At 74.1% G+C, this 19,551-nt stretch carries 20 protein-coding genes; 11 read left to right on the forward strand and 9 right to left on the reverse strand.

Features of this window, described 5'->3' with window-relative positions; all coding sequences use genetic code 11:
* Positions 1 to 7: 7 nt before the first annotated feature.
* Positions 8 to 409, reverse strand: a complete 402-nt coding sequence (locus ABD665_RS13790) for a DUF5130 family protein (RefSeq protein ID WP_344742454.1) — start codon at positions 407 to 409, stop codon at positions 8 to 10.
* A complete protein-coding gene (locus ABD665_RS13795; protein ID WP_204913231.1) occupies positions 390 to 719 on the reverse strand; it encodes a hypothetical protein in 330 nt (109 codons plus the stop codon). Before ABD665_RS13795 ends, ABD665_RS13790 begins: the two co-directional genes overlap by 20 nt.
* 9 nt (positions 720 to 728) lie before the next feature.
* On the opposite strand from ABD665_RS13795, the gene pyrR reads away from it, so the two are divergent.
* Genes pyrR through ABD665_RS13815 form a run of 4 tightly spaced genes read left to right on the forward strand, consistent with a single transcriptional unit; the run spans position 729 to position 4,447 of the window.
* The gene (gene pyrR, locus ABD665_RS13800) at positions 729 to 1,298 is read left to right on the forward strand and encodes a bifunctional pyr operon transcriptional regulator/uracil phosphoribosyltransferase PyrR (RefSeq protein WP_204913232.1); all 570 of its coding nucleotides are present in this window, start codon (positions 729 to 731) and stop codon (positions 1,296 to 1,298) included.
* Positions 1,298 to 2,278, forward strand: coding sequence for an aspartate carbamoyltransferase catalytic subunit (locus tag ABD665_RS13805; RefSeq protein ID WP_204913233.1), 981 nt, complete (start codon positions 1,298 to 1,300; stop codon positions 2,276 to 2,278). The genes pyrR and ABD665_RS13805 overlap by 1 nt, the downstream gene beginning before the upstream one ends.
* The gene (locus ABD665_RS13810; RefSeq protein WP_204913234.1) at positions 2,275 to 3,570 is read left to right on the forward strand and encodes a dihydroorotase; all 1,296 of its coding nucleotides are present in this window, start codon (positions 2,275 to 2,277) and stop codon (positions 3,568 to 3,570) included. Before ABD665_RS13805 ends, ABD665_RS13810 begins: the two co-directional genes overlap by 4 nt.
* 1 nt (position 3,571) lies before the next feature.
* A complete protein-coding gene (locus ABD665_RS13815; RefSeq protein ID WP_204913235.1) occupies positions 3,572 to 4,447 on the forward strand; it encodes an aldo/keto reductase in 876 nt (291 codons plus the stop codon).
* Between the two features lie 12 nt (positions 4,448 to 4,459).
* Here the strand turns inward: ABD665_RS13815 and ABD665_RS13820 are convergent, their stop codons facing one another.
* Positions 4,460 to 5,398: a DMT family transporter gene (locus ABD665_RS13820; protein ID WP_344742456.1), complete on the reverse strand. Its 939-nt coding sequence runs from the start codon at positions 5,396 to 5,398 to the stop codon at positions 4,460 to 4,462.
* A gap of 102 nt (positions 5,399 to 5,500) precedes the next feature.
* On the opposite strand from ABD665_RS13820, the gene ABD665_RS13825 reads away from it, so the two are divergent.
* Positions 5,501 to 6,178, forward strand: a complete 678-nt coding sequence (locus ABD665_RS13825; RefSeq protein WP_204913236.1) for a mechanosensitive ion channel domain-containing protein — start codon at positions 5,501 to 5,503, stop codon at positions 6,176 to 6,178.
* 25 nt (positions 6,179 to 6,203) lie between these two features.
* On the opposite strand, the gene ABD665_RS13830 is transcribed toward ABD665_RS13825, so the two are convergent.
* Positions 6,204 to 6,632, reverse strand: coding sequence for an OsmC family peroxiredoxin (locus ABD665_RS13830; RefSeq protein WP_204913237.1), 429 nt, complete (start codon positions 6,630 to 6,632; stop codon positions 6,204 to 6,206).
* A gap of 143 nt (positions 6,633 to 6,775) precedes the next feature.
* On the opposite strand from ABD665_RS13830, the gene ABD665_RS13835 reads away from it, so the two are divergent.
* On the forward strand, positions 6,776 to 7,258 hold the full coding sequence (locus tag ABD665_RS13835) for a globin (RefSeq protein ID WP_344742457.1): 483 nt from the start codon (positions 6,776 to 6,778) through the stop codon (positions 7,256 to 7,258).
* A gap of 85 nt (positions 7,259 to 7,343) precedes the next feature.
* Positions 7,344 to 7,637 carry a hypothetical protein gene (locus ABD665_RS13840; RefSeq protein ID WP_204913238.1) on the forward strand — a complete coding sequence of 98 codons (294 nt, stop codon included), beginning with the start codon at positions 7,344 to 7,346 and terminating at the stop codon, positions 7,635 to 7,637.
* Positions 7,638 to 7,759: 122 nt separating this feature from the next.
* On the opposite strand, the gene ABD665_RS13845 is transcribed toward ABD665_RS13840, so the two are convergent.
* Together ABD665_RS13845 and ABD665_RS13850 are read right to left on the reverse strand one after the other, a co-directional pair.
* Positions 7,760 to 8,605: a thioesterase family protein gene (locus ABD665_RS13845; protein ID WP_204913239.1), complete on the reverse strand. Its 846-nt coding sequence runs from the start codon at positions 8,603 to 8,605 to the stop codon at positions 7,760 to 7,762.
* 162 nt (positions 8,606 to 8,767) lie between these two features.
* Entirely contained in the window at positions 8,768 to 10,585 is a 1,818-nt protein-coding gene (locus ABD665_RS13850; RefSeq protein WP_204913240.1) for an AMP-binding protein, read from the reverse strand.
* A 212-nt stretch (positions 10,586 to 10,797) separates the two neighbouring features.
* On the opposite strand from ABD665_RS13850, the gene ABD665_RS13855 reads away from it, so the two are divergent.
* The 3 genes from ABD665_RS13855 (at position 10,798) to ABD665_RS13865 (ending at position 15,822) form a co-directional block, all read left to right on the forward strand.
* Positions 10,798 to 11,265: a MarR family winged helix-turn-helix transcriptional regulator gene (locus ABD665_RS13855; RefSeq protein ID WP_344742458.1), complete on the forward strand. Its 468-nt coding sequence runs from the start codon at positions 10,798 to 10,800 to the stop codon at positions 11,263 to 11,265.
* 59 nt (positions 11,266 to 11,324) lie between these two features.
* Positions 11,325 to 14,294 (forward strand): FAD-binding and (Fe-S)-binding domain-containing protein, encoded by a 2,970-nt coding sequence (locus tag ABD665_RS13860; protein ID WP_204913241.1) that lies wholly within the window; start codon positions 11,325 to 11,327, stop codon positions 14,292 to 14,294.
* A gap of 73 nt (positions 14,295 to 14,367) precedes the next feature.
* Positions 14,368 to 15,822: a hypothetical protein gene (locus ABD665_RS13865; RefSeq protein WP_204913242.1), complete on the forward strand. Its 1,455-nt coding sequence runs from the start codon at positions 14,368 to 14,370 to the stop codon at positions 15,820 to 15,822.
* Between the two features lie 17 nt (positions 15,823 to 15,839).
* On the opposite strand, the gene ABD665_RS13870 is transcribed toward ABD665_RS13865, so the two are convergent.
* Entirely contained in the window at positions 15,840 to 16,211 is a 372-nt protein-coding gene (locus tag ABD665_RS13870) for a VOC family protein (RefSeq protein WP_204913243.1), read from the reverse strand.
* 24 nt (positions 16,212 to 16,235) lie between these two features.
* On the reverse strand, positions 16,236 to 17,180 hold the full coding sequence (locus tag ABD665_RS13875) for a WYL domain-containing protein (RefSeq protein ID WP_204913244.1): 945 nt from the start codon (positions 17,178 to 17,180) through the stop codon (positions 16,236 to 16,238).
* A gap of 84 nt (positions 17,181 to 17,264) precedes the next feature.
* Between ABD665_RS13875 and ABD665_RS13880 the strand changes: the two genes are divergently transcribed.
* Complete coding sequence (locus tag ABD665_RS13880) at positions 17,265 to 17,648, forward strand: VOC family protein (protein ID WP_204913245.1); 384 nt, start codon at positions 17,265 to 17,267, stop codon at positions 17,646 to 17,648.
* Positions 17,649 to 17,763: 115 nt separating this feature from the next.
* Here the strand turns inward: ABD665_RS13880 and ettA are convergent, their stop codons facing one another.
* A complete protein-coding gene (gene ettA, locus ABD665_RS13885) occupies positions 17,764 to 19,446 on the reverse strand; it encodes an energy-dependent translational throttle protein EttA (RefSeq protein WP_204913246.1) in 1,683 nt (560 codons plus the stop codon).
* Between the last annotated feature and the right edge of the window lie 105 nt (positions 19,447 to 19,551).

Below are 19,551 nucleotides of genomic sequence, written 5' to 3' on the forward strand. Positions count from 1 at the left end.
GCGCGACCTACTCGTCGCCGGTGCGCCCGTGCAGGGTCGGGGGCTGGCGGGCCGCCTCGCCCAGCTGGGTGATGCCGGTCCACAGGCCGCCCACGACGTCGTCGGCGACGAACGAGGCCCGCATGGTGGCGGCGGCGAGAGCGCAGACCCGGTCGGGCAGCACCCGGCGCGCGGCGCGGCCGGTGACGACCTCGAGCACCCGGGAACCGGGGTCGCAGAGCAGCAGGACCGACCGGTCGGGGTCGTCCAGCGCGCCGTGCAGGCGCAGGGCGTACGCCCGGCTGTCCTTCTCCGACGTCGTGAGGTAGACGGAGAACGACAGTCCCGACGCCTCCTCGGCGATCCGGACCGCGCGCCCGAGCCGCGCCGTGTCGGCGGGGCCGAGCTCGTCACCAGCGAGCACTGGCACCGCCCGCGTCGGCCTCGGCGGTGGGCGTGGCCGGAGCGCCGGCCAGCTGGTGACGCCTCGACTCCTCCACGCTCAGCTGCTCGGGCAGCAGGTCCGCGTCGCCGCCCATGATCGAGCGCGAGCGGCCCCCCATCCAGACCGGGTCGCCGGGCTGCGGGCCCGGGCCGCGCTTCGACGCCTTGATGCCCGCGTCGATCTTGGCGATGGCGAAGATCAGCGCGATGACGACGATCGGGATGCCGCCGAGGAGACCGAGCATCTCGAGCGGGGTGACCGTCGGCACCTGGGGCCAGCCGAACAGGGTGTCCATGGCATTAGCATGCCTCACGTGACGAGGCCGGACGATGCGACCTCGCCCACCCGCCAGGTGCTCGACGCCGACCAGATCAGCCGGGCGTGCGCGCGGATGGCGCACGAGGTGCTGGAGGCCAACCGGGGTGCGGCGGGACTGGTGCTGCTGGGGATCCCCACCCGAGGGGTCCCGCTGGCCGAGCGGCTCGGGCGGGCGATGGCCGAGGTCGAGGCGACCCCGATCCCGGTGGGCTCGCTGGACGTGACCATGTACCGCGACGACCTCCGCCGGCACCCGACCCGCGCGCCGGGCCGCACCGAGGTGCCCGTGAGCGTCGACGGCGCCGTGGTCGTGCTCGTCGACGACGTGCTCTTCTCCGGGCGCACCGTGCGGGCCGCCCTCGACGCGCTCGGCGACCTCGGTCGCCCGCGGGCCGTCCGGCTGGCCGTGCTGGTCGACCGGGGCCACCGCGAGCTCCCCGTCCGCGCCGACCACGTCGGCAAGAACCTGCCCACCCGCTCCGACGAACGCGTGTCCGTCCGCCTCAGCGAGGTCGACGGGACCGACGAGGTCACCATCACCCGGGACGAGGCCTGATGCGCCACCTGCTGTCGGCCGCCGACCTCGACGCCGCGGGGACGACCTCGCTGCTGGACCTGGGCGAGGAGATGGCCCTCGTCCAGGGCCGTCCGGTCAAGAAGCTGCCGGCCCTCCGTGGTCGCACCATCGTCAACCTCTTCTTCGAGGACTCCACCCGCACCCGCAGCTCGTTCGAGCTGGCCGGCAAGTGGCTGTCCGCCGACGTGATCAACATCAGCGCCAAGGGGTCGTCGGTCTCCAAGGGCGAGTCCCTGCGCGACACCGTGCTGACGGTGGCCTCGATGGGCGTCGACGCGATGGTGGTCCGGCACATGGCGAGCGGCGCCCCGCTCCAGGCCGCGCGCTGGTTCGCCGACCTCGGGCTCGGGGTGCACGTGGTGAACGCCGGCGACGGCACCCACGAGCACCCGACGCAGGCGCTGCTCGACGCCTTCACCCTGCGGCGGCACTTCCGGGCCCAGGAGGACGGGCGGCCGGAGGACCCGCAGGCGCCGTTCGCGGGCCGCCGCATCGCGGTGGTCGGCGACATCACCCACTCCCGCGTGGCCCGGAGCAACGTCCTCCTGCTCGCCACCCTGGGCGCGCAGGTCGTGCTCGTGGCACCCCCCACCCTGCTGCCCGCGGGCGTGGACGGCTGGCCGGTCGAGGTCCGCGACGACCTCGACGCGGTCCTCGGAGAGGTCGACGCCGTGATGATGCTGCGCGTGCAGCGCGAACGCATGTCGGGGGGCTACTTCCCGACCCCCCGCGAGTACACGGTCGGCTACGGCCTCACCCGCGCCCGGCTCGGCCTGCTGCGCCCCGGCGCGGCGATCTGCCACCCCGGCCCCATGAACCGCGGCCTGGAGATCTCGGCCGACGCCGCCGACTCGGCCGGCTCGCTGATCCTGGACCAGGTGGCGGCGGGGGTCGCCGTGCGGATGAGCGTGCTCTACCAGCTGCTGGGCGGCGCCGACGAGAGCGGGGCGCTGCGATGACGAGCACGACGACGGGCGCCGGCGACGACGTCCTGGTGGTCGGTGCCGACTTGGCCGGCGCCGGGCCCGCGGACCTGCTGATCCGCGACGGGCGGTTCGCCGACCCGTCGGAGGCCGGCCCCGACGTCCGGCGGGTGGACGCGTACGGGCTGGTCGCGCTGCCCGGGCTGGTCGACCTCCACACGCACCTGCGCGAGCCCGGCCGCGAGGACGCCGAGACGGTGGCCACGGGCACGGCGGCGGCGGCGCGCGGCGGGTTCACGGCGGTGCTGGCCATGGCCAACACCTCGCCCGTGACCGACACGGCCGAGGCCGCGGAGCACCTGCTGGAGGCGGGGCGCACGCACGGCTCCGCCCAGGTCGTGCCCGTCGGCGCCGTCAGCAAGGACCTCGCCGGCGAGGAGCTCGCCGAGCTCGGCCTGATGGCCCGCTCGGCCGCCCGCACCCGGTTCTTCTCCGACGACGGCCGCTGCGTGGCCGACGGGCGGCTGATGCGCCGGGCGCTGGAGTACGTACGGGCCTTCGACGGGGTCGTCGCGCAGCACGCGCAGGACCCCCGGCTGGCCGGCCGCGAGGCCTGCTGCGACGAGGGCCCGGTCTCCGGGCGGCTGGGGCTGCCGGGCTGGCCGGCCGTCGCCGAGGCCGGCATCGTCGCCCGCGACGTCCAGCTGGCCGAGCTGACCCGCTCGCGGCTGCACGTCTGCCACGTGTCCACCGCGGAGACGGTCGACGTGCTGCGCTGGGCCAAGGGCCGGGGCGTGCCCGTCACCGCCGAGGTCACCCCGCACCACCTGCTGCTCACCGTCGACGAGCTCGTCGGCTACGACCCGACCTACAAGGTCAACCCCCCGCTGCGCAGCGCCGAGGACGTCGCCGCCCTGCGCGACGCGCTGACCGACGGCACCATCGACGCGGTCGCCACCGACCACGCGCCGCACGCGCGCCACGACAAGGAGCACGCGTTCGTGGACGCGGCCTTCGGCATGGTCGGGCTGGAGACCGCGCTCGCCGTGGTCGTGGAGACGATGGTGCGCCCCGGCGCCCTCGGCTGGTCCGGGGTCGCGACGCGCATGTCGTCCGTGCCCGCGCACATCGCCCGGCTGGGCGGGCAGGGCCGCCCGCTGGCCGTGGGCGAGCCCGCGAACCTCACCCTCGTCGACCCGGAGCGCCGGGCGGTCGTCGACCGCGCCGACACAGCATCCCTCTCCCGGAACAACCCCTGGCACGGCCGCGACCTGCCGGACCCGGTGGTCGCCACCTGGTGGGCCGGCCGCCCGACGTACGCGCGCTGACGTGGAGCAGCGACCCTTCGGCGGCACCGGACTCACGGTCTCCGTCGTCGGCCTCGGGGCCGGCCAGGTCGGCGAGGCCGACGTCACCGAGGCTGAGGCGGCCGCGCTGCTGGGCACCGCCCTGGACCTCGGCGTCACCCTCGTCGACACCGCGCTGTCGTACGGCACGAGCGAGGAGCGGATCGGGCGGCACCTGCGCCACCGCCGCCACGACTTCGTGCTCTCCAGCAAGGGCGGCTCCGGCGTCCCCGGGTACGAGGACTGGTCGCCCGAGGCGGTCCGGGCCGGCATCGAGCAGACGCTCCGCCGCACCCGCTCGGAGCGCGTCGACGTCTTCTTCCTGCACTCGTGCCCCCTCGAGGTGCTGCAGCGCGGCGACCTGCAGGACACGCTCGACGACGCGGCCGCCCAGGGCCTGATCGGGATCGCGGGCTACAGCGGGGACAACGAGGCGCTGGCGTTCGCGGCGGCGTCGGGGCGGTTCGGCGCGATCGAGTGCAGCGTCAACGTCGCCGACCGCTGGAACCTCCACCACGTCGTCGGCCGCCACCCCGAGCTGGGCGTCATCGCCAAGCGGCCGGTGGCGAACGCGCCCTGGCGCTTCGCCGAGCGTCCGACCGGGCACTACGCGGAGCTGTACTGGGAGCGGCTGCGCGCCCTGGACCTCGACCCGGGCCCGCTGGGCTGGACCGAGCTCGCCCTGCGGTTCACCGCGTACGCCCCCGGCGTGCACACCGCGATCGTCGGGACCGCGTCGCCGGACCACCTGCGCAGCAACCTGGAGGCGGCCGCCCACGGGCCGCTGCCCGCCGACGTCCTGGCCCGGCTCGACGCCGCCTGGGACCGCGTCGGCGGCGACTGGGAGAGCTCGACCTAGCCCCAGCCCGGCTCAGGCCGGCGGGGCGGGCAGCGGCCGGGAGGGTCTCCGGGCGACCGCCACGCCGACGAGGCTGACCGCTCCCCCGACGACGGCCAGCAGGAGCGGGACCTCGCCCAGCAGCAGCCAGCCGAGCGCGATGGCCACGGGCGGGACCGCGTACGTGGTGACGGAGAGCCGGCCCGCGTCGCTGCGGCCGAGGGCGAACGCCCAGGTCGAGAAGGCGATCGCCGTCGGCACGACGCCGAGGTAGACCACGGCCCACCAGACCGACGCGGGTGCGGCGGCGAGGCCGCGGACGAGCTGGCCGGCGAAGGGCAGGCAGGCGACGAACCCCACGGTGCAGGCCGCCCAGGTGACGAGCAGGCCGGACAGCCGCCGCAGGACGACCTTCTGCGCGACGAGCGCGACCGCGTAGACGACGGCGCTGACCAGGACGAGCAGCACCCCCAGCAGCGGCTCTGACCCGGCCGGACGTCCCTCCGCACCGGCCGCGCCCGTCGCGACGCCGATCATCAGCGTGCCGAGCAGCGCGACGGCGGTCCCGACCACCAGCGGGCGCGGGAAGCCCTCGTGCAGGAGCGTGCCGGCGAGGACCGCGATGAGCACCGGGGCGATCTGGATGATCATCGAGGCGGTGCCGGCGTCGACGTGCTCCTCGCCGGCGTTCAGCGCGACGTTGTAGACCGCGAACCAGGCCAGCCCGATGAGGACGACCAGCCACCGCTCCCGGCGCGGCAGCGTGCGGAGGGTCGCGAGCCGACGGCTGCCGCCGAACGCCCGCAGCGAGGTGATCAGGGTCAGCGTGATCGTGCCGACGAAGAGGCGGCCGAGGCTGAGCGCCCCGGGCGTGAGCCACGGGGCGGCGAAGCGGATGCCCACGAAGGCCGAGGCCCAGGACAGCACCGTCACCACGACGGCGACCACGCCCGCCCGACCGAGGCCGTTCACGCCGGCCGCTCCCGTTCCGACTGCTCCAGGTCCCGGCACCGGACGAGGATCGCAGGCCTACGAAGGGCCCGCACGGAGATCTCAGCCTCCTAGGGTGTGGCCATGCCCGTCTGGTTGCCCCGCACCCTCACCGACGCCGTCGCCTTCGTGCCGCTGCGGATCGCGTTCCTGGTCGTCCTCGCGCTCGTCGCCCGGGCGGTGGTCAACCACGTCATCGACCGGGCCGTGCGGCGCAGCACGGGCGACCGGCGGCGGCTGCGGATCAAGGCGCTCGACGTGCTGCGCGACACCGAGAACGACCGCGGCTCGGGACGCCGGGACTCGCGGATCCGGGCGCTCGGCTCGCTCGCCCGCAGCGCGTCGACGGTGGTGATCACGCTCGTCGCGCTGCTGATGATCTTCTCGGAGATGGGCTTCAACATCACGTCGATCATCGCCGGGACCTCGATCATCGCGGTGACCGTGGCCTTCGGCCTGCAGAACGTAGTGAAGGACCTGGTCTCCGGCGTGTTCATGCTCGTCGAGGGCCAGTTCGGGGTGGGCGACTTCGTCGACATGAAGGAGGCGTCGGGCACGGTCGAGTCGATCGGGCTGCGGATCACGGCGCTCCGCGACGACGCGGGCAACGCCTGGTACGTCCGCAACGGGGAGATGGTGCGGGTCGGCAACTACAGCCAGGGCGGCACCGGCCGGCCGCCGGCCGCGGCCACGGTGCAGACCGTCCGGCTCGTCGACGACGCTGCGGCGGGTCCCGCGGCAGGCTCGGGAGACGTCTCCTGAGCCTGCCGGAGACCGACGGGCGGGGTCAGCCCTTGAAGGAGACCTCGAGCGTCATCGGGACGGCCTTGAGGGCCTGGGAGACCGGGCAGTTCTCCTTGGCCTCCTGAGCGGCCTTGTCGAACTCCTCGGCGGTGATGCCGGGGACGTCGCCGACGACCGTCAGCTTGATCCCCGTGATGCCCGTGCCCGCCTGGAAGGTCACGTCGGCGGTCGTGTCGATGCTCGTGGGCGCGTGGCCGGCGCCGGCGAGGCCGTGCGACAGGGCCATGGAGAAGCAGGTGGAGTGCGCGGCGGCGATGAGCTCCTCGGGGCTCGTCTTGCCGTTCGCCTGCTCCGCGCGCGACGGCCAGTTGACCTCGAAGCTGCCGGCCTCGGACGAGACCAGCTCGACCTCGCCCTGGCCCTCCATCAGCGAGCCCTCCCAGTGGGCCTGCGCGGTACGAACGGTAGCCATGTGGTGCTCCTTGCGATTGGTGCCGGGCCGGTGGGCCCGCGTGACGTGGCCGACCTGACCGGTCGCCCGCGACCCATCGTGCCAAAGGGCCCCGCAGGCGCCGCCACGGGTGGCCCGTGCGCGGACGGGGGATGATGGAGTCGATGTCCGAGCCAGCCAGCAGCCCTGCCCCCGTCACCACGTTCTACGACGCGGTCGGCGGGCACCCCACGTTCGTCGCGCTCGTGCGGCGCTTCTACGAGGGCGTGGCGTCCGACCAGCCGCTGCGCGACCTCTACCCCGAGGAGGACCTCGCTGCGGCAGAGGTCCGGCTGCGGGGGTTCCTGGAGCAGTACTGGGGCGGTCCCACGACCTACAGCGAGGAGCGCGGCCACCCGCGGCTGCGCATGCGGCACGCCCCCTTCGCGGTGACGCCGGAGATGCGCGACCGCTGGATCACCCACATGCGCGACGCCGTCGAGTCCCTCGACATCCCCGACGCCCAGCGCAACGAGATGTGGACCTACCTCGAGCGCGCCGCGCACTTCATGGTGAACACCGAGGGCCCCACGCCCGCCACGACCTCCATGGGCGGCGGCGTCACCTCGTCCGTCTCCCTGTCCCCGAGGCGGCCGGACGCGGGCTGACGTGGCCCGCCGACCGGTGGTCGAGCCGACCCCTGAGCAGGCGGTCCGGTACCTGACGCGAGAGCTCTCGAACGACGCGGAGCGCGTGAACGAAGCCACCGGCGGGTCGGTCCACGACCTGTACGCGCTCGTCCTCGCGGCCAGCGGGCGGATGGCGTACGCCGAGCCGGGCACCTCGACCGCACCGCTCGGTGTGCCCGACGCACCGCTGCACCAGGTCGGAACCCGGTTCGCGCTGTGGCAGCAGGCGTTGGAGCAGGTGCTCGACATCCTCGGAGACCCCGAGTCCCGCTACCGCACCGGTTTCGACAGCCGGTCGCTCAGAGACGCGATGCAGGAGTTCTTCGCCTCGTCCCGCGAACCGGGCTCGCACACCTGACCTGTCGATCGACGCGGCCTTGCCCGGTTCGCCCGCTCGGCACACCGTCCTCGCCTTGGCACACCGTGCACGGTGTGCAGAGGTGAGCACGGTGTGCCGATGCGTGCGGGGTGTGCCGAAGCTCAGGCGGCGGGGACCCCGGTCGCGTCGGGCAGGGCGAACCGGCCCAGGGCCCGCCGCTCGGCCTCGTCCAGCGGTCGGGGCCCGACGGCGACCGTGCGGGCCCGGGCGTAGACCGTGCCCGACGCGGGGTCGCGGATCTCGGCGGCCAGGGTGAACGAGCGCGTGCCGAGCGCGACCACGCTGGTGGCGACCTCGTAGGGCTCGCAGCGGAAGTCGAGCGGCGCGAGGTGGTCGAGGTCCTGCCGCACCAGCGACCAGACGACGCCCGCGGACCAGTCGAGCGTCGCGGTCATGATCGCGACCCGCGCCTCCTGGACGTAGTCGTAGAACTTGACGTTGTTGACGTGCCCGAAGGCGTCGAGGTCGGACCAGCGCACGGTGAGCGGGTAGCGGGCGGCGCCCTCCCCCACGCCCACCTTCGGCAGCGGCCGCAGCGGCTCGGCCGGGTCGAGGTAGGCCTGGAACGCGGCCCGCTCGACGTCGTTCAGCCGGCGAACGCGGCCGACCTCGAGGTCGAAGGGGACCAGCGTCGTCCGGGCTCGGGCAGCCAGCGTCTCGCCGTCGAAGATCTCGTAGCCCACGGTGAAGCGACTGGCGCCCAGCGCGTCGATCCAGGTCTGGACGACGAGCGGCGTGGGCCCGTAGCCCACCGGCGCGAGGTACTCGACCTGGTGGCTGACCACGAGCACCCCGGTGCGCAGCATGTCGGCCAGGCCCGGGGCGCCCGCGTGCAGGAACGCGACGCGCGCGTCCTGCAGGTGGTCGAGGTAGACCGCGTTGTTGACGTGCCCCTGCGCGTCGAGGTCACCCCAGCGCCGCGGCGAGGAGTAGAGGAAGCGCGGCATCAGGGCGTGCCTCGCCGTCCCCGGTGCGCGCAGGCACGGTATCCGCGCCCGGTCCGGCAAGGCGGAGGAGCGAAAGCGCAGCGGGCTGCGCTGAGCTCCTCCAACGCGGCCGGTCGGGATGCGGGGCCGGGCCTGCGCTCGCCGGGAACAAGAGGCATGCCCTTAGTCGCGGTCGTAGAGGGAGTCGAGCAGGTCGCCGTAGCGGCGCGTGACCTCGGAACGGCGCACCTTCATGCTCGGGGTGACCTCGCCGCGCTCCACGTCGAGCTCGGCGGGCAGGAAGGCCCAGCGCTTGACCGTCTCCCAGCGCTCCAGCTTGCGGTTGGCGGCCTGGACGTAGCCGTCCACGAGCGCCCGGACCTCCGGAGACTTCGTCAGGTCCTCGGGCGAGCCGTAGGTCAGGCCCTGGGCGTCCGCCCACGCGGTGATCTCGCCCGGGTCGAGCGCGAGGAGGGCGCTGATGTACTTGCGGCCCTCGCCGTACGCGACCACCTGGCTGACGTAGGGGCAGGCCGCCTTGATCACGCCCTCGACCTCGGAGGGAGCGACGTACTTGCCGCCCGAGGTCTTGATCAGGTCCTTCTTGCGGTCGGTGATCTTGAGGTAGCCGCGGTCGTCGATCTCGCCCAGGTCACCCGTGGCGAACCAGCCGTCGACGAACGCCTCGTCGGTGGCCTCCGGCATGTGGTGGTAGCCCCGCATGACGCCCGGGCCCTTGATCATGACCTCGCCGTCCTCGGCGATCCTGGCCTCGGAACCGGGCAGCAGCGGCCCGACCGTCCCGAAGCGGGTGTCGCGCGGGTTGTTCACGAAGGTGGCCGCGCTGGTCTCGGTCAGGCCGTAGCCCTCGAGCACGAGCAGACCGGCCGCGTAGAACCACTCCTGGACCTCGCGGTTGAGCCCCGCCGAGCCCGACACGAAGAACCGGATCTTGCCGCCCATCCGGGCCTTGATCGTCGAGAACACCAGCCGCTCGGCGAGCGCCTGCTGCACGGCGAGCAGCCCGCGCGGCCTGCCGCCGGCGAGCCGGATCGGCGTCGTCTTCCGGCCGACCCCGAAGGCCCAGCCCACGATGTGCTTGCGGGGACCCTCGGCGGCGCTGGTCAGGACGCGCGCCCGGACCTTCTCGAAGATCCGCGGGGCTCCGCACATGAAGGTTGGCTGGACCACCTGGAGGTTCTCGGCCAGGGAGTCGATGTCCCCCTCGATCGCCGTGGCGAAGCCGATCCGCAGCTGGATGGCGATCAGGGCCTTGCCGAAGACGTGGCTGAGCGGCAGCCAGAGGTACTGCAGGTCGTCGCGGTAGATGATGTCGTACGCCTCGACCGCCGCGCCCTCGTAGGTGAGGCTCGCGTGCACGAGCTCCACGCCCTTGGGGCGTCCGGTCGTGCCCGAGGTGTAGATGAGGGTCGCCAGGTGGTCCGGGCCGGTCTGCGCGATGACGTCCTCGACGCAGGACGGGTCCGCCTCCAGACGCTCGCGCCCCCGCGCCCGCAGGTCGTCCAGGCTGATGGTGCGACCGCCGCGGGGCACGCCCGAGATCAGCACGATCGTCTCGAGGGCGGGCAGGTCGTCGGCGTGGGCCTCGATCTTGTCGACCTGGCCCTGGTCCTCGGCGAAGACGATCCGCGAACCCGAGTCCCCGAGGATGAAGGCGACGTCCTCGTGCTGGGTGGCCGGGTAGACCGTCGTGGTCGCGCCGCCGGCGGACATGATCGCCAGGTCGGCCAGGACCCACTCGATCCGCGTGCCGCAGGCGATCGCGACGCGGTCCTCGAGGCCGATCCCGAGCGCGAGCAGACCGGCCGCCAGCTCGAAGACGGAGTCCTTGGTCTGGTTCCAGGTCATCGAGACCCAGCGGCCGCCCTGCTTGTGGCGGAAGGCCTCGCGGTCTCCGGACGCCTTGACCTGCTCCAGGAGCACCGCTCCGACGGAGGGCGGGCGCTGGGCGACGATGTCGTTGGCGTGGTCTGGGTCCATGGTGGGCTCCCCGTGCTCGTACGGGCCGCCTCGGCAAGCATCAGCCGGCCACGGTGAAGGCTGGTCCATCAGGTTAGCGGACCTGCGCGCCGCAGCCTGCGTCCCCGTCCCGGCGTGCCCCGGGCCGGTCGTGTCGTCCGCAGGGGCGACAGACGCCGGCAGAACCTTGATCGTTAGAGCAGAACTCGCTACCCGGTCGTACGATTGAATACGTGACCATCACTGCACCCCCGGCAGCGCGCTGGCTCACGGACGACCAGCAGCGTGTGTGGCGTTCCTACCTCCTGGGCAGCGCGATCCTGAACGAACGCCTCGACGCCCAGCTGCGCGAGCACGACCTGGACCTGGCGGAGTACGAGATCCTCGTCACCCTGTCCGAGTCGTCGGACCGCCAGCTGCGGATGGCCGAGCTCGCGGACGCCGTGCACCAGAGCCGCTCGCGGCTGACGCACACGGTCACCCGGATGGAGAAGCGCGGGCTCATCGAGCGAACCACCTGCCCGGTCGACCGCCGCGGCGTGTGGGCGAACCTGACCGACGCCGGCAGCGTCCTGCTCAAGGCTGCGGCGCCCAGCCACGTCGAGTGCGTGCGCCGCAACTTCGTCGACGCCGTCGACCCCGAGGACTACGCCGCGGTCGGCCGTGCGATGCGGGCGATCCTCCAGGCCTCGCAGGCCTGACCAGCCCCGGGCCGGATCGGCCCGGTCCGCCCGGGCGCGCACTAGCATCGGGGACGACCATGTCTTCCGCCCCTCTGCTCCTCGCGCCCGGCGCCGGAGACGTCCCCGAGCCCCTGCGCGACCTGGCCGCGGAGCTCGACCGCCGCGGCGCGCTGCGGGCGCTGGACACCTCGACGCTGGCCCGCGCGCTCTACTCCTCCGACGCCTCGCTCTACCGCGTCGTGCCGCAGGCCGTCGCCCGGCCCGCCGACGTCGACGAGCTGATCGCCGTCCTCGACGCGGCCCGGACCGCCGGGATCCCCGTCACCACCCGCGGCGCCGGCACCTCGTGCGCCGGGAACGCGGTCGGCCCGGGCCTGGTCGTCGACGTCGGGCGCCACCTGACGCGGATCGGCGAGGTCGACCCCGAGGCCCGCACCGCCCGGGTCGAGCCGGGGGTCGTGCAGTCCTCGCTGCAGGCCGTCGCCGCGCCCCACGGGCTGCGCTTCGGGCCGGACCCGTCCACGCACAACCGCTGCACGATCGGCGGGATGATCGGCAACAACGCGTGCGGCCCGCGCGCGCTCGGCTACGGCCGGACCGCGGACAACGTGGTCGCCCTCGACGTCGTCACGGGTCGCGGCGAACGGCTGCACCTCGAGCACGGGCAGGACGCCCCGCTCGCGTCCAGCCTCACCCGGCTCCGCGAGATCGTGGCCGGCGACCTCGGCACGGTCCGGACCGAGTTCGGCACCTTCGGGCGCCAGGTGTCCGGCTACAGCCTCGAGCACCTGCTGCCGGAGCGCGGCTTCGACGTGGCCCGGTTCCTCGCGGGCACGGAGGGCACCCTCGCCGTCATCACCGGCGCGACCGTCCGGCTCGTCGCGGACGCGCCGTACAAGCAGCTGGTCGCGCTCGGCTACGCGTCCATGGCCGAGGCCGCGGACGCCGTCATGGCCGTCCTCGCCCACCGGCCCACCGCGGTCGAGGGCCTGGACCGGCGCATCGTCGACGTCGTCCGCCGCCGGCGTGGTCCGTCGGCCGTCCCGCCGCTCCCCCGCGGCGACGGCTTCATGCTCGTCGAGGTCGTCGGCGACGACCCGGCCGAGGTGGCCGCCCGCGCCGCCCGCGTGCTGGCCGACGCCGGTGCGCTCGACGGCTTCGCGGTGCAGGACCCGGTCGAGGCGCTCGCGCTGTGGAAGATCCGTGAGGACGGCGCCGGCCTGGCGGGCGTCAGCCTCGCCGAACCCGCCTACCCCGGCTGGGAGGACGCCGCGGTCCCGCCGGCCCGGCTCGGCGACTACCTGCGCGACTTCGACGCGCTGCTGACCGACTTCGGCCTCGACGCGCTGCCGTACGGCCACTTCGGCGACGGCTGCGTGCACGCGCGGATCGACTTCCCGCTGACCAGCCCCGGCGGTTCGGCGACCTACCGGCGGTTCGTCGAGGCGGCCGCGGCGATCGCCGCGTCGTACGGCGGCTCGATGTCCGGCGAGCACGGCGACGGCCGGGCCCGGGGCGCGCTGCTCCCCGCGATGTACTCCCCCGCCGCCATCGCGCTGTTCGGCCAGGTCAAGCACGCCTTCGACCCCGACGACCTGCTCAACCCCGGCGTGCTCGTCGACCCGGCCCCGGTGGACGCCGACCTGCGCACCTCCGGCCTCGTCGGCCACCCGCTGCCGGTCAGCCGGCACTTCTCCGCCGAGGTCCACAAGTGCTCGGGCGTGGGCAAGTGCCTCGCGAACACCACCGGCTCGCAGGGCGTCATGTGCCCGTCCTTCCAGGCCACCCGTGAGGAGAAGGACTCGACCCGTGGCCGGGCCCGGGTCCTCCAGGAGCTCGTCAACGGGACGCTGGTCGGCGGGTGGCGGGCGCCCGAGGTGCACGACGCGCTCGACCTCTGCCTGTCCTGCAAGGGCTGCGCACGCGACTGCCCGACCGGGATCGACATGGCGTCGTACAAGTCAACGGTCCTCGACCACAGCTACGCCGGGCGGCTCCGCCCGCGCAGCCACTACACGCTCGGCTGGCTGCCCCGCTGGGGCCGGCTGATCACGCGGGTGCCCGGGCTGGCGGCCCTGATCAACCTCACGACCTCCACGCCGGGGCTGAAGCACCTGGTCCGGTGGAGCGCCGGGGTGGACCAGCGGCGCTCGCTGCCGCGGTTCGCGGACCGCCCGGCCCGGGCCCGCGTGGACCGGCCGGCCGACCCCACGGCCGAGGGACGCCCGGTCGTCGTCTGGGTGGACTCCTTCTCCGACTGCTTCGACGGCGACGGCGCCTCGTCGGTCCTCGACGTGCTGCGGGCCGCCGGCTACGCGCCGCGCTTCCTGGAGCGCAACGCCTGCTGCGGGCTGACCTGGATCAGCACCGGGCAGCGCGAGGGCGCACGGCGCCAGCTGCGTGAGGCCCTCGACGTCCTGCACCCGGTCGTCGCCGCGGGCGTCCCGGTGGTGGGCCTCGAGCCGTCCTGCCTCGCGGTCTGGCGCTCGGACGCCGCGGAGCTGCTCGACGACCCGCGGGTCGCCGAGGTCGCCGCGGGCGTGCACACCCTGGCCGAGCTGCTCGAGCAGACCCCGGGCTGGGAGGCGCCCGACCTCAGCGGGGTCGAGATCGTCGCCCAGCCGCACTGCCACCACGCCTCCGTCATCGGCTGGCGGGCGGACGCCGCGCTGCTGGCCTCCACCGGCGCCACCGTCACGACGGTCGGCGGGTGCTGCGGCCTCGCCGGCAACTTCGGGGTCGAGCAGGGCCACTACGACGTCTCCGTCGCGGTCGCCGAGCACGACCTGCTGCCCGCCGTGCGCCAGCGCCCGGACGCCGTCGTGCTCGCCGACGGCTTCTCCTGCCGCACCCAGCTGGCCGAGCTCGCCGACCGGCACGCGGTCACCCTGGCCGAGCTGCTGGCGCCCGGCTTCCGCGCGCCCGTCGGCGGTCCGTCACCGGTGCCCGAGGTGACCCCGGACCCGCACGACGGTTCCGCCACCGCCACGCCGCCGGCCGCCCAGCAGCGCGCGACCCTGGACCAGGAGTCCGTCGACGTCCCCTGACGGCACGGTCACGGCGCCCGGACCGGAGCGGCTCGACGTCGAGCCGCGACCGGTCGACCGACGCCTGCTCCTCGTGCTGGGCGTCGGCGTCCTGCTCGTCGCCCTCGTCCTGGGCGGGCTGGCCACCGTCGACCGCCTCCGCGGCGGCGCCTCGTCGCCCGTCGCGGTCGCCGACCGCGTCCTCGCCGCGCTGGACCACGAGGACCTCGGGGCGCTGGCCCGGCTGGTCGAACCCGGCGAACGCGCCGCCCTGCTCCGCGCCGCCACCTCCCTGTCGGCCCGCCTCGCCGACCTCGACCTACCCGGGAGTGTCGGTGGCGGTGCCGTCGGCCCCACGGCGGACGCGCTGGACGGGCTCGACCTCGACCTGACCGGCGCCACCCCGCAGGAGGAGTCCCACGCGGGTGACGTCGCGGTCGTCGGGCTCGGGGACCTCGCCGTGCGCGTCCGGACCGACCCGGCGCGGGCGCACGGCCTGCTGCGCGCGTGGTTCGCCTACCGGCAGACGGACGCGCCCGAGGACGTCACCCGGCCGGTCGACGAGCTGCCGGGCCTCTCGGTCCGCAAGCGGCTCGTGACCGTCGTGCGGGACGGGCGCTGGTACGTCAGCGTGGTCGGCACGCTGCTCGGTCCCGGCATCCCGCCGGGCAGCCTGGCCGACGTCGAGGCGTTGCCGCCGCACGCCTCCCCCACCCCGCAGGCCGCGGTAGAGACGACCGTGCGGACCCTGCTCGACGGCCGGACCCGCCGCGACGCCTCCGGGCTCGCGGCGACGCTCGACGCCTCGGGTTCCGACACGGTGCAGCTCTGGGCCACGCAGCTCGCCGTCGTCGGGCTCGACCGGGCGCCCGCGCCGGTCACCGCCCTCACCACCGTCGCGGGCGAGGTGTCCGGGGACCGTGCGGTCGTCCGCGTGCAGACCCTCAAGGTGGGCGACGGCTCCGGCTTTGACCTGGCCGGCCCGTGCGTCAGCGCCAACGGCGAGCGCGGCTGTCTGCGCCCGTCGGGCTACCGCTACGACGGCGGGCTCGGCTCGCTCGGCGCCCTGGAGCTGCTCGGCCGCGATGGGTCGTTCACGCTCACCGCCGTCCGCACCGGCGACGGCTGGGTCACCAGCCTGCCCGAGAGCCTCGCCGACGCCGTCGTGGGCTACGGCGCCGGGCTGACCCGCGAGCAGGTGCTCATGGTGCTCGGGCAGGAGCGGCTCGACGGTTCGGGCGGTGCCCTGGAGCCCGACCGGCCGACGGACGCGACGTTCACGAGCGCCGGCTACGCGGTGCGCACCGTCCGGATCGAGCGGGCCGGGCTCTACCGGGTGGTGCCGGGACCGGACGGCGGCAACCGTTCGACCCTCTACGGGCCGAACGGGGAGGCCGCGGTGCAGCCCTTCTTTCCCAACGACAGCGTCTACCGCCTGACGCCCGGCGACCACACCCTGCTGGTCTGGGCGGACGACGCCTTCACCCGCACGCTCGACCGGGCCGGGACGCCGTACGTCCAGCGCCTCGAGGTCCGCTCGGTGCGCTGAGGTCGGGCCGTCGGGGCTCAGCGCGGGGCGTGCCCGACGACGTTGACCACGGTGCCGCCGGGAAGGCGGACGAAGAAGCGGCGGGGACCCCAGGGCTCGGTGGTGATCGGGTAGACGACGTCGAGCCCGCGGGCCTGCGCGTCGGCGTACGCGGCGTCGACGTCGCCGACGTCCACGCTCACGTCGACGTCCCGGAGCTTGTCGGCCGCGTCCGGCGAGGCCGAGGCGTCCCCGACGATCAGCTGGGTCGTCTCGACGTCCGGCGAGACCAGCATCAGGAAGCCGGGCTCGTCCACGGCGGCCTCGAAGCCGAGGAAGTCGACCCAGAACGCGCGCGTGGCCTCGGGGTCCTCCCGGCGCAGGACCGGCATCGCGCGACGCAGCGGCATGCCCGCGACGCTACGCCGGCGCGGTCAGCCTGGGTAGGTCTGCGCGAGCAGCACACCGAACCGCGCGAGCTCCGCCCGGACCTCGGCGGGTTCCTCGACCACGACCACGTCGGCCCAGCCGGCGAGCTGCCGGGCGAGCATGGTCGGGGTGTCGGCCCGGACGCGCAGGCGCGTCCGGCCGTCCGCGACGTCCAACGTCTCCACGTACCGCTCGCCGAGCTGGTCGGCGAAGACCCGGACGAGGTCGTCGGGCAGGGTCACCGTCGCCGCCACCCGCGCGCGGGCGCGCTCCACCTCGGCCTCGACCTCGCGCCAGGCCGCGGCCACGTCGAGCCCGGCGGGCCGGACGAAGGTCTCGTCGCGCTCCTCGACCTCGGCGACGCGGTCGACCCGGAACGTCCGCCGCCCGTCCGCGGTCCCGGCCAGCAGGTACCAGACGCCGTCCTTGTCGACGAGCCCGAGCGGCTCGACCGTCCGGTCGGTGGCGGTGCCGGCGTGGTCGCGGTAGGACACCCGCACGCGGCGGCGGTGAACCACCGCCCGCTCGAGCCCCGCCAGGTGCACGGGGCGCCCCGCAGCGGCGGAGCCCCAGCGCCGCGGGTCGACCACCACGGCGGCGGCGGCCGTCTCGGCCTCCTCCCGGAACGTCGCCGGCAGCGCCCGGACGAGCTTGCGCAGCGCCGAGCGCAGGGCGGGCGACGCCGTCGCGGCGGGACCGGTGAGCAGGAACAGGGCCTGCACCTCGGGCGCCGACAGCCCGGTGAGGTCGGTCCGGGCGCCGCCGACGAGCGACCAGCCGCCCCCACGGCCGGGCTGGGCGTAGACCGGTACACCGGCGGCCGCCAGCGCCTCCAGGTCGCGGCGCGCCGTCGGCACCGACACCTCGAGGGCGGCCGCCGCCTCGGCCGCAGTGACCCGGCCGCGCGACTGCATCAGCAGCAGGAGGCTCACCAACCGGTCCGCGCGCACGCCACGATCCTCCCGCAGAAAGTGATCAGGAGATGAGCACTTTGAGGAACAGGCTGGACCCATCGCACCGACCAGGAGGACGACATGCTGCAAGGGATGGCCACCGTCAGCTTCTACGCCGCGGACCTCGACGCCGCGGCCCGCTGGTACACCGACGTGCTCGGGTTCGCGCCGTACTACGTGCGGCCCGGGTACGTGGAGTTCCGGGTGGGTCCGCACGAGGACGAGCTCGGCATCATCGACGCCCGCTACGCCCCGCCCGGCCGGCCGGACGCGCCGGGCGGCGCGATCCTGCACTGGGCCGTCGACGACCCGGCCGTCGCGCTCGAGCGGCTCGTGGACCTCGGGGCGCAGGAGTACCTGCCCGTCACGGCCCGCGGGGAGGGGTTCGTCACGGCGGTCGTCGTCGACCCGTTCGGCAACCTGCTCGGGGTGATGTCCAACCCGCACTGGTCCGAGCGGGCCTGAGCCTGGAGGGGGCCGGGCTGCCGTCCCGACCCCCGGAACACCACGACCGGTGAGCCGCCGCACCGAGAGGTTCTCGGCACGGCGACCCACCGGTCGCGGGTCGTACGGGTGGGGCCTACGCGCGCGTCAGGCGACGGTGCGTGGCCCGGTGCGGACGGGCGGCCTCAGCGCCGAGGCGGGCGATCTTGTTCGCCTCGTAGTCGGCGTAGTTGCCCTCGAACCAGAACCACTTCGCCTGCTCCTCGTCGTCGCCCTCCCACGAGAGGATGTGCGTGGCGACGCGGTCCAGGAACCAGCGATCGTGGGAGATCACGACGGCGCAGCCCGGGAACTCGAGCAGGGCGTCCTCGAGCGACTGCAGCGTCTCGACGTCCAGGTCGTTCGTCGGCTCGTCGAGCAGCAGCAGGTTGCCGCCCATCTTGAGCGTGAGGGCCAGGTTCAGCCGGTTCCGCTCACCGCCGGAGAGCACGCCCGAGGGCTTCTGCTGGTCCGGGCCCTTGAAGCCGAACGACGCCACGTACGCCCGCGAGGGCACCTCGAAGTTCGCGACCTTGATGAAGTCGAGCCCGTCGGAGACGAGCTCCCAGACGTTCTTCTTGGGGTCGAGCCCGGAGCGGCTCTGGTCGACGTACGAGAGCTTGACCGTGTCGCCCAGGGTGAGGTCGCCGGCGTCCGGCGTCTCCTCGCCCACGAGCATCCGGAACAGCGTCGACTTGCCGACGCCGTTCGGGCCGATGATCCCGACGATGCCGGCGCGCGGCAGGGTGAAGTCGAGACCGTCGAACAGCAGCCGGTCGCCGAAGCCCTTGACGAGCTTGTGGGCGTCCAGCACCTGGCTGCCCAGGCGCGGGCCGGCCGGGATGTTGATCTCCTCGAAGTCCAGCTTGCGGTTCCGGTCCGCCTCGGCGGCCATCTCCTCGTAGCGGGCCAGGCGGGCCTTGTTCTTGGCCTGCCGCGCCTTCGGGTTGGAGCGGGCCCAGTCGAGCTCGCGCTCGAGGATCTTGGCGCGCTTGGCGTCGCGCTTGCCCTCGACCTGGAGCCGCGACTTCTTGGTGTCGAGGTAGGTGGAGTAGTTGCCCTCGTACGGGTGGGTCTTGCCGCGGTCGATCTCGAGGATCCACTCGGCGACGTTGTCCAGGAAGTACCGGTCGTGGGTCACGGCCAGGACGGCGCCCGGGTAGCTCTTGAGGTGGCCCTCGAGCCAGTTCACGCTCTCGGCGTCGAGGTGGTTGGTGGGCTCGTCGAGGAGCAGCAGGTCGGGCTGCTGGAGCAGCAGCTTGCACAGCGCGACGCGGCGGCGCTCACCACCGGAGAGCACGTCGACGTCGGCGTCCGGCGGCGGGCAGCGGAGCGCGTCCATCGCCTGCTCGAGCTGGGAGTCGATGTCCCAGGCGTCGCGGTTGTCGAGCTCGGTCTGCACGTCGCCCATCTCGGCCATGAGAGCGTCGAAGTCGGCGTCGGGGTCGCTCATCGCCTCGCCGAGCTCGTCCATGCGGCGCTGCAGCGCCTTGACGTCGGCGACGGCCTCCTCGACGTTCTCGAGGACGGTCTTGCCCGCGGTCAGCGGCGGCTCCTGCAGCAGGATCCCCACGGTCGCGTCCTTGGCCAGGATCACGTCGCCGTTGTTGGCCTTCTCCAGGCCGGCCATGATCTTGAGCATGGTCGACTTGCCGGTGCCGTTCGGCCCGACGACGCCGATCTTGGCGCCCGGGTAGAAGGACAGCGTCACGTTGTCCAGCACGAGCTTGTCGCCCAGGGTCTTGCGGACGTTGTGCATCGAGTAGATGAATTCAGGCATGGGTGCTTTCGGCTCGGAAGGCTCGGCGCGCACAGTCTCCTAGCAGCGCAGCCGACCCCCCAGTATGCCAGCGGGGTCTCGTCGGCCACGAACGGTGATCCGGAG

The sequence above is a fragment of the Microlunatus spumicola genome (genome assembly GCF_039536445.1).
GTDB classification, from domain to species: Bacteria; Actinomycetota; Actinomycetes; order Propionibacteriales; family Propionibacteriaceae; genus Microlunatus; species Microlunatus spumicola.